The organism is Pseudomonas sp. 2FG (assembly GCF_005502935.1).
Classification (GTDB): domain Bacteria; phylum Pseudomonadota; class Gammaproteobacteria; order Pseudomonadales; family Pseudomonadaceae; genus Aquipseudomonas.
Map to the genome: position 1 here is coordinate 166013 of NZ_SCMP01000009.1, position 14213 is coordinate 180225.

At 61.1% G+C, this 14213-nt stretch carries 11 protein-coding genes; all 11 read left to right on the forward strand.

The genetic code is table 11. The features are described from left to right. Positions 1-2: 2 nt before the first annotated feature. The 11 genes from FFS13_RS11465 to nuoJ all read left to right on the forward strand — a co-directional run bounded on the left by FFS13_RS11465 (position 3) and on the right by nuoJ (position 14200). Positions 3-1598 (forward strand): isocitrate lyase, encoded by a 1596-nt coding sequence (locus FFS13_RS11465; RefSeq protein ID WP_137819223.1) that lies wholly within the window; start codon positions 3-5, stop codon positions 1596-1598. Between the two features lie 197 nt (positions 1599-1795). After that, positions 1796-3802, forward strand: a complete 2007-nt coding sequence (locus FFS13_RS11470) for a PhoX family phosphatase (protein ID WP_137819224.1) — start codon at positions 1796-1798, stop codon at positions 3800-3802. Positions 3803-4346: 544 nt separating this feature from the next. Beyond that, a complete protein-coding gene (locus FFS13_RS11475; RefSeq protein ID WP_371922952.1) occupies positions 4347-4739 on the forward strand; it encodes an NADH-quinone oxidoreductase subunit A in 393 nt (130 codons plus the stop codon). A gap of 10 nt (positions 4740-4749) precedes the next feature. Next, entirely contained in the window at positions 4750-5424 is a 675-nt protein-coding gene (locus FFS13_RS11480; RefSeq protein ID WP_119952130.1) for an NADH-quinone oxidoreductase subunit B family protein, read from the forward strand. Between the two features lie 62 nt (positions 5425-5486). Next, positions 5487-7268 carry an NADH-quinone oxidoreductase subunit C/D gene (nuoC, locus tag FFS13_RS11485; protein WP_137819226.1) on the forward strand — a complete coding sequence of 594 codons (1782 nt, stop codon included), beginning with the start codon at positions 5487-5489 and terminating at the stop codon, positions 7266-7268. 13 nt (positions 7269-7281) lie between these two features. Continuing rightward, positions 7282-7779, forward strand: a complete 498-nt coding sequence (gene nuoE / locus FFS13_RS11490) for an NADH-quinone oxidoreductase subunit NuoE (RefSeq protein ID WP_137819249.1) — start codon at positions 7282-7284, stop codon at positions 7777-7779. After that, entirely contained in the window at positions 7776-9140 is a 1365-nt protein-coding gene (gene nuoF, locus FFS13_RS11495; RefSeq protein ID WP_137819227.1) for an NADH-quinone oxidoreductase subunit NuoF, read from the forward strand. Before nuoE ends, nuoF begins: the two co-directional genes overlap by 4 nt. Positions 9141-9238: 98 nt before the next feature. Further along, the gene (gene nuoG, locus FFS13_RS11500) at positions 9239-11971 is read left to right on the forward strand and encodes an NADH-quinone oxidoreductase subunit NuoG (protein WP_137819228.1); all 2733 of its coding nucleotides are present in this window, start codon (positions 9239-9241) and stop codon (positions 11969-11971) included. Then, positions 11971-12978: an NADH-quinone oxidoreductase subunit NuoH gene (gene nuoH / locus FFS13_RS11505; protein ID WP_137819250.1), complete on the forward strand. Its 1008-nt coding sequence runs from the start codon at positions 11971-11973 to the stop codon at positions 12976-12978. Before nuoG ends, nuoH begins: the two co-directional genes overlap by 1 nt. Before the next feature lie 10 nt (positions 12979-12988). After that, entirely contained in the window at positions 12989-13537 is a 549-nt protein-coding gene (nuoI, locus tag FFS13_RS11510; RefSeq protein ID WP_137819229.1) for an NADH-quinone oxidoreductase subunit NuoI, read from the forward strand. Between the two features lie 159 nt (positions 13538-13696). Then, positions 13697-14200: an NADH-quinone oxidoreductase subunit J gene (gene nuoJ / locus FFS13_RS11515; RefSeq protein WP_137819230.1), complete on the forward strand. Its 504-nt coding sequence runs from the start codon at positions 13697-13699 to the stop codon at positions 14198-14200. Positions 14201-14213: the final 13 nt, after the last annotated feature.

The following is a 14213-nucleotide window of genomic DNA, read 5'->3' on the forward strand; positions in this document are numbered from 1 at the left end:
CCATGTCAGCTTATCAAAACGACATCAAAGCAGTTGCCGCCCTGAAAGAAGTCGCAGGCAGCAGCTGGAGCGCTATCAACCCTGAGTCCGTCGCTCGTATGCGCGCTCAGAACCGCTTCAAAACCGGTCTGGATATCGCCAAGTACACTGCAGCCATCATGCGCAAAGACATGGCTGAGTACGATGCCGACACTTCTGTGTACACCCAGTCCCTGGGCTGCTGGCACGGCTTCATCGGTCAGCAGAAGATGATTTCCATCAAGAAGCACCTGAAGACCACCGACAAGCGCTACCTCTACCTGTCCGGCTGGATGGTTGCCGCGCTGCGTTCCGACTTCGGCCCGCTGCCCGACCAGTCCATGCACGAGAAAACTGCCGTTTCCGGCCTGATCGAAGAGCTGTACACCTTCCTGCGTCAAGCTGACGCTCGCGAACTGGACCTGCTGTTCACCGCACTGGACGCCGCCCGCGCCGCTGGCGACAACGCCAAAGCCGCTGAAATCCAGGCTCAGGTCGACAACTTCGAAACTCACGTAGTACCGATCATCGCCGACATCGACGCTGGTTTCGGTAACCCGGAAGCCACCTACCTGCTGGCTAAGAAGATGATCGAAGCGGGTGCTTGCTGCATCCAGATCGAAAACCAGGTTTCCGACGAGAAGCAGTGCGGCCACCAAGACGGCAAAGTGACCGTTCCGCACGAAGACTTCCTGGCCAAGATCAACGCTGTTCGTTACGCGTTCCTCGAGCTGGGTGTTGACGACGGCGTGATCGTTGCCCGTACCGATTCCCTGGGTGCCGGCCTGACCAAGCAAATCGCCGTGACCAAGCAGCCGGGCGACCTGGGCGACCAGTACAACTCGTTCCTGGATTGCGAAGAAGTGTCCGCTGCCGACCTGGGCAATGGCGACGTCGTGATCAACCGTGGCGGCAAACTGCTGCGTCCGAAGCGTCTGCCGAGCAACCTGTTCCAGTTCCGCGCCGGCACCGGTGAAGCGCGCTGCGTATTGGACTGCATCACTTCGCTGCAGAACGGTGCCGACCTGCTATGGATCGAAACCGAGAAGCCGCACGTTGGCCAGATCGCCGCCATGGTTAACGAGATCCGCAAAGTGATCCCGAACGCCAAGCTGGTGTACAACAACAGCCCGTCCTTCAACTGGACCCTGAACTTCCGTCAGCAAATGTTTGACATCATGGTTGGCGAAGGCAAAGACGTTTCTGCCTACGACCGCGCCAAGCTGATGAGCATCGACTACGACGAAACCGAACTGGCTGTTCGTGCTGACGAAATGATCCGTACCTTCCAGCGCGATGGTTCCCGCGAAGCGGGCATCTTCCACCACCTGATCACCCTGCCGACCTACCACACCGCCGCGCTGTCCACCGACAACCTGGCCAAAGGGTACTTCGCAGACCAGGGCATGCTGGCCTACGTGAAAGGCGTTCAGCGTCAAGAGCTGCGTCAGGGCATCGCTTGCGTGAAGCACCAGAACATGGCTGGTTCCGACCTGGGCGACAACCACAAAGAGTACTTCGCTGGCGAAGCGGCTCTGAAGGCCAGCGGTAAAGACAACACCATGAACCAGTTCCACTGATTCGTTTCTGAACCAGTTTGGATCGATTCATCAAGCTTCGGCTTGAGGTGTCAGAAAAAGGCGAGCCTCGGCTCGCCTTTTTTGTGCCTGGCAGTTGCGGTTTTTCTTTTTCTGCGGAAACGCACAGCCACTGTCATTACTTCGTCGCTTTCCATCGTTAGCGTCAAGGCCGTCGATTAGCCCTGAGGAGCCGAATCTTGAGCCCTGACAACAAAGACACCGCGCTGTTTGGTAACGGTGATGAGTTACCCAGCAACCACTCCAGCAACCCACATATCAACGAGCTGATCGCCGACCTCGGTCGTCGCCAGGTACTAGCCGGTGGCGCCGCGCTCGGTGCACTGGCCTTCCTCGGCGTCGCCCTACCGGATGCGGCACAGGCCGCAGAGCCAGCCAGCGCAGCCTTAGGTCTTCCTTTCAAGCGCCGTAGCCGCTTGCCTTTCACTCCCGTAGCGGTAACCCGCGCCGACAGCATCACGGTGCCGCAAGGTTACAAGGTCAGCGCTTTTATTCCCTGGGGCACACCGATCACCGGCCACTATCCGGCGTTCCTCGAGGACGCCAGCAACAGCGCCCAGGACCAGGCGGAACAAACCGGCATGCACCACGACGGCATGCACTTCTTCCCCATCGACGCCCAGCGCAGCTACGGCCACGGGCACCGCTCTGATCACGGCCTGCTGGTGCTCAACCATGAATACGTGGACGCACCGCTGCTGCATCCGAACGGCCCGACCGTGGTGAACGGCAAGCGCGTCAATGCCGAGGAAGTCCGCAAGGAAATCAACGCTCACGGCGTCTCGGTGGTGGAAATCCGCCGCAATGTACGCGGCGACTGGGAAGTGCTGCCCAGCGCACGCAACCGCCGCATCACCGCCGCCACGCCGATGCAGATCAGCGGCCCGGCGCGCGGTCATGCCCTGCTCAAGACCCGCCACAGCCCGGACGGCACGGCCGCCCGCGGTACCCAGAACAACTGCTCGAACGGCTTCACCCCTTGGGGCACCTACCTGACCTGCGAGGAAAACTGGGCCGGTTACTTCGCCAGCCGTGACACCGACTTGCCGCGCGAGCTGAAGCGCTATGGCCTGCGCAACAGCAGTCGCTTCGGCTGGGACACCCTCCCGGGCGACGAATTCGAACGCTTCGACGCCACCCGCAAGGCCGCCGAGGCCAGCGGCGATTATCGCAACGAACCGAATCACTTCGGCTGGATAGTAGAGATCGACCCCTTCAACCCCGACTCGCTACCCGTCAAGCACACCGCCCTGGGTCGTTTCGCCCATGAGGGGTTGATCTTCGCCCCGGTGAAACCGGGCAAGCCCGTAGTCTGCTACTCCGGCGACGACTCGCAGAACGAATACATCTACAAGTACGTCAGCCGCGACAAATATCGTCCCGGCCGCAGCGATGGCCGCCTGCTGGATGAGGGCACGCTCTATGTGGCGCGCTTCAACGCCGATAGCAGCGGCGAATGGCTGCCGCTGGACATCGCCGATGCCGCCTTCCAGGCCGCCTGCGTCAGCGCCGGCGTGAGTTTCGCCGACCAGGGCGAAGTCTTGATCAACACCCGTCTGGCCGCCGATATCCTCGGCGCGACCAAGATGGATCGTCCGGAATGGGGAGCCGTGAATCCGGATACCGGTGAAGTCTACTTCACCCTGACCAACAACACCGCCCGCACCGCGCCAGACGCCGCCAACCCACGCCCAGCCAACGCCTACGGGCAGATCATTCGCTGGCGGGAACAATCCCGCGACCATGCCGGCCAGCGCTTCAACTGGGGCCTGTTCTTGCTCGCCGGCCCGCAAAGCGACAGCCGCGGACCAAAGGGTACGCCACTGGATGCCTCGAACATCCTCGCCAGCCCAGACGGCCTCTGGTTTGACGATGAGGGCCGACTGTGGATTCAAACCGACATGAGCGGCAGCCAGTTGAGCACCGGCCCCTTCGGCAATAACCAGATGCTGGTGGCCGACCCCAAAAGTGGCGAGATAAAGCGTTTTCTGGTCGGCCCACTAGGTGCCGAAATTACCGGCATTGCCGCCACTCCGGACTTCCGCACGCTGTTCATCAACATCCAGCACCCCGGTGAAGGTTCGACCGCCAATAACCTGCTCAGCACCTGGCCGGACGGCCCAGGCAAACGACCACGCTCAGCAACGGTAATCATCACCCGCGAGGACAACCGCCGCCTGCTCTAACAGACTGGCCGAAATGCCAGGCGCACGTGACCGGCCAGCCCTGGTCGGTCACTTTTCCCCTACACAACCCTGGCCTTTCATTTGATCGCGACATAGGAGTGATCACGCCCGCCACGGTTGGCCACAGGGTGGTTTTGCCTGATTAAGGGCAAAGGCTCAGCGCCAAGCCAGAACATCTACTTGCAACGCGGATATAAGCCAGCAACTCGAGACCTGCAGCAAGATATTCAAGGCCATTAATGATAATGAATATTATCCTCATTAAAAGCCTTCTTCATAAGCTCACAACTCATGGATAAAAACCCAAGGCCGTAGACTGCCGCACAAGCCCGCCCTCTCTAGCCTAGAGCCGAACAAAGAGGCCATAACCTGGCCGCTAAGTTAATTTTTTATAAGGAAAAATTTACTTACTGAGGCAGACACGCATAAAATTAGAGGAATAGATTGCCGGCTAAGCATTAGCTACCCGCAACTTCCACCTTTAAATGAATTCGCCGTTCCTTGTCTAAGGAGTACCGGCATGCCTGCTGAAGCTGTCGTCACTATGTCCCACAACTGGGGCTTCGCTATTTTCCTGTTGGGTGTCGTGGGCCTGTGTGCCTTTATGCTCGGCGTATCCAGCCTGCTTGGCAGCAAGGCCTGGGGGCGCAGCAAAAACGAGCCCTTCGAATCCGGGATGCTCCCCACTGGCAGCGCTCGTCTGCGCCTGTCGGCAAAATTCTATCTGGTCGCGATGCTCTTCGTGATCTTCGACGTTGAAGCCCTCTTTCTCTTCGCCTGGTCGGTGTCCGTTCGCGAAAGCGCTTGGGCCGGCTTTATCGAAGCTGCAATTTTTATAGCAATTCTGTTGGCAGGTCTTGTCTACCTTTGGCGTATCGGGGCGCTCGATTGGGCTCCCGAAGGTCGCCGCAAGCGGCAGGCGAAGCTAAAACAATGAGGCTTTGGCGATGCAATACAAACTCACCAGGATCGACCCGGATGCGCCTAACGAGCAGTATCCGATCGGCGAGCGGGAGACAGTTCCCGACCCGCTAGAAGGCCAGGTCCACCGCAACATCTACATGGGCAAACTGCAAGACGTGCTGAATTCGACGGTCAACTGGGGGCGTAAAAACTCTCTGTGGCCGTACAACTTCGGCCTGTCCTGCTGCTATGTGGAGATGACCACCGCCTTCACCGCACCCCATGACATCGCCCGCTTTGGTGCCGAAGTGATTCGTGCATCGCCGCGCCAGGCTGACTTCATGGTGATTGCCGGCACCTGCTTCATCAAGATGGCGCCGATCATCCAGCGCCTCTATGAGCAGATGCTCGAACCCAAATGGGTGATTTCCATGGGTTCGTGCGCCAACTCAGGCGGCATGTACGATATTTACTCGGTAGTCCAGGGGGTCGATAAATTCCTCCCAGTGGACGTCTATGTGCCTGGCTGCCCTCCACGCCCTGAAGCCTTTCTGCAAGCCTTGATGTTGTTGCAGGAATCGATTGGCCAGGAGCGTCGCCCACTTTCCTGGGTCGTCGGCGATCAAGGCGTGTACCGCGCCGACATGCCGTCGCAAAAGGATGCGCGCCGCGAACAGCGTATTCAGGTTACCAACCTGCGCAGCCCCGACGAAGTGTGATCTCGTTCTTTCCAAAAGAAAGCCAGATTCACTCTTTACGTTGACTGAAAGCGACCGAGACCATGACTGCAGACACCGCTCTGTACATCCCGCCTTACAAGGCTGACGACCAAGACGTCGTCGTTGAATTGAATTCCCGCTTTGGCGCTGAGACCTTCACCGTCCAGGCGACCCGCACCGGCATGCCGGTACTCTGGGTTGCCCGTGAACGGCTCATCGAAGTCCTGACTTTCCTGCGTCAGCTACCCAAGCCTTACGTCATGCTGTACGACCTGCACGGTGTCGATGAGCGCCTGCGCACCCAGCGCCGCGGTCTTCCCGGTGCCGACTTCAGTGTGTTCTACCACCTGCTGTCGATCGAACGTAATAGTGACGTAATGATCAAGGTGGCCTTGTCTGAGGGCGACCTGAACCTGCCCACCGCCACCCGCATCTGGCCCAACGCCAACTGGTACGAGCGTGAAGTCTGGGACATGTACGGCATCACCTTTGCCGGCCACCCGCATCTGACCCGGATCATGATGCCGCCGACCTGGGAAGGTCATCCGCTGCGCAAGGACTACCCGGCGCGCGCCACCGAATTCGATCCGTTCAGCCTCTCGGTCGCCAAACAGAACCTGGAAGAAGAAGCCGCACGCTTCAAACCGGAAGACTGGGGCATGAAGCGCCACGGCGAGCACGAGGACTACATGTTCCTCAACCTCGGCCCGAACCACCCTTCCGCCCATGGTGCCTTCCGTATCATCCTGCAGTTGGACGGTGAAGAGATCGTCGATTGCGTACCGGAAGTCGGCTACCACCACCGTGGTGCCGAGAAGATGGCCGAGCGTCAGTCCTGGCACAGTTTCATTCCTTACACCGACCGGATCGACTACCTCGGCGGGGTGATGAACAACCTGCCCTACGTGCTGGCGGTGGAGAAGCTGGCCGGGATCAAGGTGCCGGACCGCGTGGACTTTATCCGCGTGATGCTCGCCGAGTTCTTCCGCATCACCAGCCACCTGCTGTTCCTCGGTACTTATATCCAGGACGTCGGCGCCATGACGCCGGTGTTCTTCACCTTCACCGACCGCCAGCGCGCCTACACGGTGATCGAGGCCATCACCGGCTTCCGTCTGCACCCGGCCTGGTACCGCATCGGCGGGGTCGCCGCCGACCTGCCGCGCGGCTGGGACAAGCTGGTCAAGGACTTCGTCGACTGGCTGCCCAAGCGCCTCGACGAATACGAGAAGGCCGCCCTGAAGAACAGTATTCTCAAAGGCCGCACCGTAGGCGTCGCCCAGTACAACACCAAGGAAGCGCTGGAGTGGGGCATCACCGGCGCCGGCCTGCGTTCCACCGGTCTGGACTTCGACCTGCGCAAGGCGCGCCCCTACTCCGGCTACGAGAACTTCGAGTTCGAAATTCCGTTGGCGGTGAACGGCGACGCCTATGACCGCTGCATCGTCCGTGTCGAAGAGATGCGCCAGAGCATCCGCATCATCGACCAGTGCCTGCGCAACATGCCGGAAGGTCCGTACAAGGCCGACCACCCGCTGACCACGCCGCCGCCGAAAGAGCGCACGCTGCAGCACATCGAGACCCTGATCACCCACTTCCTGCAAGTCTCGTGGGGCCCGGTGATGCCGGCCAACGAAAGCTTCCAGATGATCGAGGCGACCAAGGGCATCAACAGTTATTACCTGACGAGCGACGGCGGCACCATGAGCTACCGCACCCGGATTCGCACCCCAAGCTTCCCGCATCTGCAACAGATCCCTTCGGTGATCCGTGGCAGCATGGTGGCGGACTTGATCGCCTACCTGGGCAGTATCGACTTCGTTATGGCCGACGTGGACCGCTGATATGCCCCAGACTATGAACAGCACGCTGATTCAAACCGACCGTTTTATCCTCAGCGATGCCGAGCGTTCGGCCATCGAGCATGAACTGCATCACTACGAAGACTCGCGCGCGGCCTCCATCGAAGCGCTGAAAATCGTGCAGAAAGCCCGCGGCTGGGTACCGGATGGCGCCATTGCCGCCATCGGCGAAGTCATCGGCATCCCGGCCAGCGACGTCGAAGGCGTGGCGACCTTCTATAGCCAGATCTTCCGTCAGCCCGTCGGCCGCCACATCATCCGTGTCTGCGACAGCATGGTCTGCTACATCGGCGGCCATGAGTCGGTGGTCAGCAGCATCCAGCAGCAACTCGGTATCGGCCTCGGCCAGACCACCGCAGACGGCCGCTTCACCCTGCTGCCGGTGTGCTGCCTGGGCAACTGCGACAAGGCTCCGGCACTGATGATCGACGACCACACCTTCGGCGACGTACAGCCCGATGGCGTAGCCAAACTGCTGGAGGCCTACGTATGACGTCCGCTTCGACTACCCGCCTGACGTCCTTCGGCCCAGCCAACCTGATCACCCGCACAGCCGAAACCCATCCGCTGACCTGGCGTCTGCGCGACGATGCCCAGCCGGTCTGGCTCGACGAATACCAGGCCAAGGACGGCTACGCCGCCGCACGCAAAGCCTTCGCCCAGATGTCCCAGGACGAGATCGTCCAGACCGTCAAGGACTCCGGCCTCAAGGGTCGGGGCGGCGCCGGCTTCCCCACGGGCGTGAAGTGGGGGCTGATGCCCAAGGACGAATCCCTGAACATCCGCTACCTGCTGTGCAACGCGGATGAGATGGAACCGAACACCTGGAAAGACCGCATGCTGATGGAACAGCTACCGCACCTGCTGATCGAAGGCATGCTGATCAGTGCTCGCGCGCTGAAAGCCTATCGTGGCTACATCTTCCTGCGGGGCGAGTACGTCGACGCGGCAACCAACCTCAATCGCGCCGTCGAGGAAGCCAAGGCCGCCGGCCTGCTCGGCAAGAACATCCTCGGCAGCGGTTTCGATTTCGAGCTGTTCGTCCACACCGGTGCCGGGCGTTACATCTGCGGTGAAGAAACCGCACTGATCAACTCCCTCGAAGGCCGTCGCGCCAACCCCCGCTCCAAGCCGCCCTTCCCGGCTGCCGTTGGCGTGTGGGGCAAGCCGACCTGCGTGAACAACGTCGAGACCCTGTGCAACGTGCCGGCGATCGTCGGTAACGGCGTCGACTGGTACAAATCCCTGGCTCGCCCTGGCAGTGAAGACATGGGCACCAAGCTGATGGGTTTCTCCGGCAAGGTGAAGAACCCCGGCCTGTGGGAACTGCCGTTTGGCGTGCCGGCTCGCGAACTGTTCGAGGACTACGCCGGCGGCATGCGCGATGGCTTCAAGCTGAAAGCCTGGCAGCCAGGTGGCGCCGGTACCGGCTTCCTGTTGCCGGAGCACCTGGACGCACCGATGTATGCCGCGGGTATCGCCAAAGTCGGCACCCGAATGGGCACAGGTCTGGCCATGGCGGTGGACGAAAGCGTCAACATGGTTTCCTTGCTGCGCAACATGGAAGAGTTCTTCTCCCGCGAATCCTGCGGCTTCTGCACTCCTTGCCGCGACGGTTTACCGTGGAGCGTCAAGGTGCTGCGAGCACTGGAGACTGGCCAAGGGCAACCCGGCGACCTCGAAACCTTGGAGCAACTGGTCAACTTCCTCGGCCCAGGCAAGACCTTCTGTGCGCATGCACCGGGCGCCGTGGAGCCGCTGGGCAGCGCCATCAAATATTTCCGTCCGGAGTTCGAAGCGGGTATCGCCCGTCAGAGCAGTCCGGCCGTGCCGGCCCAGGTGGTCAGCGCGTAAGGCTTTATGAAGCGGCGGCCAGTGAATGCTGGCCCCGAGTCAAACCGTGATTCTATTAGCCAAGTCCGCCACAAGCGGGCCAACGAAGAAACTTGAATATGGCCACTATCCACGTAGACGGCAAAGCGCTCGAAGTCGACGGTGCGGACAACCTGCTACAGGCTTGTCTCTCGCTCGGCCTCGACATCCCCTACTTCTGCTGGCATCCGGCGCTCGGTAGCGTCGGCGCCTGCCGCCAGTGTGCGGTGAAGCAGTACAGCGACGAGAACGATAAACGCGGACGTCTGGTCATGTCCTGCATGACGCCGGCCACCGATAACAGCTGGATTTCCATCGACGACGAGGAAGCCAAGCAGTTCCGCGCCAGCGTCGTCGAATGGCTGATGACCAACCACCCGCACGACTGCCCGGTGTGCGAGGAAGGCGGTCACTGCCACCTGCAAGACATGACGGTGATGACCGGCCACAACGAGCGCCGTTATCGCTTCAGCAAGCGCACCCATCAAAATCAAGAATTGGGGCCGTTTATCGGCCACGAGATGAACCGCTGCATCGCCTGCTACCGCTGCGTGCGCTTCTACAAGGACTACGCCGGCGGTACCGACCTCGGGGTGTTTGGCGCCCACGACAACGTCTACTTCGGCCGCGTCGAAGACGGCACCCTGGAAAGCGAATTCTCCGGCAACCTCACCGAGGTCTGCCCGACCGGTGTGTTCACCGACAAGACCCACTCCGAGCGCTACAACCGCAAGTGGGACATGCAGTTCGCCCCAAGCATCTGTCATGGCTGCTCGAGCGGCTGCAACATCAGCCCCGGTGAACGCTACGGCGAGATCCGCCGTATCGAGAACCGCTACAACGGCTCGGTCAACCACTACTTCCTCTGCGACCGCGGCCGCTTTGGTTATGGCTACGTCAACCGCGAAGACCGTCCACGCCGGCCGCAACTGGCAGGCAGCAACGTCCAACTGAGCCTGGATGGCGCCCTGGACAAGGCCGCCGAGCTGCTGCGCGGGCGCAACATCGTCGGCATCGGCTCGCCGCGCGCCAGCCTGGAAAGCAACTTCGCCCTGCGCGAGCTGGTCGGTACCGAGCACTTCTACTCCGGCATCGGCGCCACTGAACTGGATAACCTGCGCCTGGTGCTGCAAGTGCTGCAGGACAGCCCGCTGCCGATTCCAACGATGCGCGAAATCGAAGAGCACGATGCGGTATTCGTGCTCGGCGAAGACTTGACCCAGACCGCCGCGCGCATGGCCCTGGCCCTGCGCCAGACGGTCAAAGGCAAGGGCGTCGAAATGGCCGCCGCGATGAAGCTCCAGCCCTGGCTGGACGCCGCGGTGAAGACCATCGCCCAGCACGAGTTAAACCCGCTGTTTATCGCCAGCCTGGCGGAAACCAAGCTGGACGACGTGGCCGCGGAATGCGTGCATGCCGCGCCGGACGATCTGGCCCGCATCGGTTTCGCCGTAGCTCACGCGCTGGATGCCAGCGCACCGGCCGTGGCCAACCTCGACCCGGAAGCGGCCGAGCTGGCTCAGCGCATCGCTGCGGCCCTGCTCGCGGCCAAGCGTCCGCTGATCATCGCCGGCACCTCGCTGGGCAATAAAGCCTTGATCGAGTCGGCGGCGAACATCGCCAAGGCGCTCAAACTGCGCGAGAAGAATGGCTCCCTCAGCCTGGTGGTGGCCGAAGCCAACAGCCTTGGCCTCGTCATGCTGACTAATAAGGAGCTGGGTGGCGACTCGGCCGACGCTGCGCTGCACGCGCTGATCTCCGGTCAGGCCGACGCCGTGGTGGTGCTGGAAAACGATCTCTACACCCGCGCCGATGCTGCCGTGGTCGATGCGGCCTTGCAGGCCGCCAAAGTCGTGATAGTCGCTGACCATCAGCAAACCGCCACCACTGCCCGTGCACACTTGATTCTGCCAGCCGCTAGTTTCGCCGAGGGCGACGGCACCCTGGTCAGCCAGGAAGGCCGCGCTCAGCGTTTCTTCCAGGTCTACGATCCGACCTTCTACGACGACAAAGTCATGGTTCACGAAGGCTGGCGCTGGCTGCATGCCCTGCGCAGCACCTTGCTGGATCAGCCGGTGGACTGGACGCTGCTCGACCACGTGACGGAAGCCACCGCGGCGAGCACGGCGCTCCTGGCCGGCATCCGCAATGCGGCACCCAGCGCCTCGTTCCGCATCAAGGGCATGAAACTCGCTCGTGAGCCGCTGCGTTACAGCGGTCGTACCGCCATGCGTGCCGATATCAACGTGCATGAGCCGCGTGCCTCGCAGGACAAAGACACCGCGTTCGCCTTCTCCATGGAAGGCTATTCGGGTTCCGCCGAGCCGCGTCAGCAGATTCCCTTCGCCTGGTCGCCAGGTTGGAACTCGCCGCAAGCCTGGAACAAATTCCAGGCCGAAGTCGGCGGCCATCTGCGTGCCGGTGATCCGGGCGCACGCCTGATCGAACCGAAAGGCGACGGCCTATCCTGGTTTGCCAGCGCTCCGCAGCCCTTCAATCCAGCTCCGGGCACCTGGCAAGTGGTGCCGTTCTATCACCTGTTCGGCAGCGAAGAGAACTCCTCCCGCGCCGCGCCGGTGCAAGAGCGCATTCCCCAGCCGTATGTCGCCCTGGCTAAATCCGAAGCGGATCGCCTGGGGGTGAATGACGGTGCCATGCTCAGCCTGAACGTGGCCGGGCAGCCGCTGCGACTGCCGCTGCGTATCAGCGCAGAGCTGAGCGCCGGTCTGGTGGCCTTGCCGGTTGGCCTGGCTGGTATTCCATCGGCACTCGCCGGTAAATCCGCCGACTCCCTGCAGGAGGCCGCACAATGATGAATTGGCTGACTCCCGAAGTGATCGACGTGATCCTGGCGGTGATCCGCGCCATCGTGATCCTGCTCACGGTGGTGATCTGTGGCGCGCTGTTGAGCTGGGTCGAACGCCGTTTGCTGGCACTCTGGCAGGATCGCTACGGCCCGAACCGGGTCGGGCCGTTCGGCATGTTTCAGATCGCCGCCGACATGGTCAAGATGTTCTTCAAGGAAGACTGGACACCGCCGTTCGCCGACAAGGTGATCTTCACCCTGGCACCGGTGGTGGCCATGAGCGCCTTGTTGATCTCCTTCGCGATCATCCCGATCACCCCGACCTGGGGTGTCGCGGACCTGAACATCGGCTTGCTGTTCTTCTTCGCCATGGCCGGCCTGTCGGTGTACGCCGTGCTGTTCGCCGGTTGGTCGAGCAACAACAAGTTCGCCCTGCTCGGCGCCCTGCGCGCCTCGGCCCAGACTCTGTCGTACGAGGTCTTCATGGGCCTGGCGCTGATGGGCATAGTGGCGCAGGCTGGCTCGTTCAACATGCGCGACATAGTCGACTACCAGGCGCAGAACCTGTGGTTCATCATTCCGCAGTTCTTCGGCTTCTGTACCTTCTTCATCGCTGGCGTGGCGGTGACTCACCGTCACCCCTTCGACCAGCCGGAAGCAGAACAGGAATTGGCCGACGGCTATCACATCGAATATGCCGGGATGAAATGGGGCATGTTCTTCGTCGGCGAGTACATCGGCATAGTGCTGATCTCGGCGCTGCTGGTGACCTTGTTCTTCGGTGGCTGGCATGGCCCGTTCGGTCTCCTGCCATCGATTCCGTTCATCTGGTTCGCGCTCAAAACCGGCTTCTTCATCATGCTGTTCATCCTGTTGCGCGCCTCTATTCCGCGCCCACGCTATGACCAGGTGATGGCCTTCAGCTGGAAGTTCTGCCTGCCACTGACCTTGATCAACCTGCTGGTGACCGCGGCGCTGGTGTTGTCCAACAGCCCGTCCGGCATGGCTCAGTGAGGAGACGAAAATGATCAAAGAAATCCTACACATAGTGCATGGCACCTATACCCAGGTGCGCAGCCTGGTAATGATCTTCTCCCACGCGTTTCGCAAGCGCGACACCCTGCAATATCCGGAAGAGCCGGTGTATCTGCCGCCGCGTTACCGTGGCCGTATCGTCCTGACCCGCGACCCTGATGGTGAAGAGCGCTGCGTAGCCTGCAACCTCTGTGCGGTAGCCTGCCCGGTCGGCTGCATCTCGTTGCAGAAAGCCGAAACCGAGGATGGCCGCTGGTATCCCGAGTTTTTCCGGATCAATTTCTCGCGCTGCATTTTCTGTGGCCTGTGCGAGGAAGCCTGCCCGACCACTGCAATTCAGCTCACCCCGGACTTCGAGATGGCTGAGTTCAATCGTCAGGAGTTGGTGTACGAGAAGGAAGACCTGCTGATCTCCGGCCCAGGCAAGAATCCGGATTACAACTTCTATCGCGTTGCCGGTATGGCCATCGCCGGCAAGCCGAAAGGCGCCGCGCAGAATGAAGCCCAGCCCATCAACGTGAAAAGCCTGCTGCCTTAAGGACCAGTTTATGTCTGCTGCGCTTGGTGATGCTGCGTTGAAAACAGGGTCGGAATGCTCATTGACTACAGTCAACTGCGCTTCCTCGCCTGTTTTCGCCTTGCCTAACCTGCGCTCGCGACGACCTAAACAGGTCCTACGGATTAAATAAGGAAGATTATGGAATTCGCTTTCTACTTCGCTTCAGGCGTCGCCGTGGTGTCCACCTTGCGGGTGATCACCAATACCAATCCGGTCCACGCCCTGCTCTACCTGATCATCTCGCTGATGGCGGTATCGATGACCTTCTTCGCCCTCGGCGCGCCGTTCGCCGGTGCGTTGGAGATCATCGTCTACGCTGGCGCCATCATGGTGCTGTTCGTCTTCGTGGTGATGATGCTCAACCTTGGCCCAGTCGCCGCCGAACAGGAACGCGCCTGGCTCAAGCCCGGTATCTGGGGCGGCCCCGCGCTGCTCTCGGCGCTGCTGCTGGCTGAACTGCTTTATGTGCTGCTGGGTAACCCGAGTGCTGGAGCGATCGGCCAGACTACCGTGGACGCCAAGGCGGTCGGTATCAGCCTGTATGGCCCCTATCTGATGGTCGTGGAGCTCGCCTCCATGCTGCTGCTGGCCGCAGTGGTCGCGGCTTTCCACCTCGGCCGTCACGAGGCGAAGGAACAATAGTTATGAATTCGAT

Bases quoted from the DNA above. Each gene is read 5' to 3' on its own strand.
- FFS13_RS11465 (WP_137819223.1), top strand. From the start codon at position 3: ATGTCAGCTTATCAAAACGACATCAAAGCAGTTGCCGCCCTGAAAGAA.
- FFS13_RS11475 (WP_371922952.1), top strand. From the start codon at position 4,347: ATGTCCCACAACTGGGGCTTCGCTATTTTCCTGTTGGGTGTCGTGGGC.
- FFS13_RS11480 (WP_119952130.1), top strand. From the start codon at position 4,750: ATGCAATACAAACTCACCAGGATCGACCCGGATGCGCCTAACGAGCAG.
- nuoC (WP_137819226.1), top strand. From the start codon at position 5,487: ATGACTGCAGACACCGCTCTGTACATCCCGCCTTACAAGGCTGACGAC.
- nuoE (WP_137819249.1), top strand. From the start codon at position 7,282: ATGAACAGCACGCTGATTCAAACCGACCGTTTTATCCTCAGCGATGCC.
- nuoF (WP_137819227.1), top strand. From the start codon at position 7,776: ATGACGTCCGCTTCGACTACCCGCCTGACGTCCTTCGGCCCAGCCAAC.
- nuoG (WP_137819228.1), top strand. From the start codon at position 9,239: ATGGCCACTATCCACGTAGACGGCAAAGCGCTCGAAGTCGACGGTGCG.
- nuoH (WP_137819250.1), top strand. From the start codon at position 11,971: ATGAATTGGCTGACTCCCGAAGTGATCGACGTGATCCTGGCGGTGATC.
- nuoI (WP_137819229.1), top strand. From the start codon at position 12,989: ATGATCAAAGAAATCCTACACATAGTGCATGGCACCTATACCCAGGTG.
- nuoJ (WP_137819230.1), top strand. From the start codon at position 13,697: ATGGAATTCGCTTTCTACTTCGCTTCAGGCGTCGCCGTGGTGTCCACC.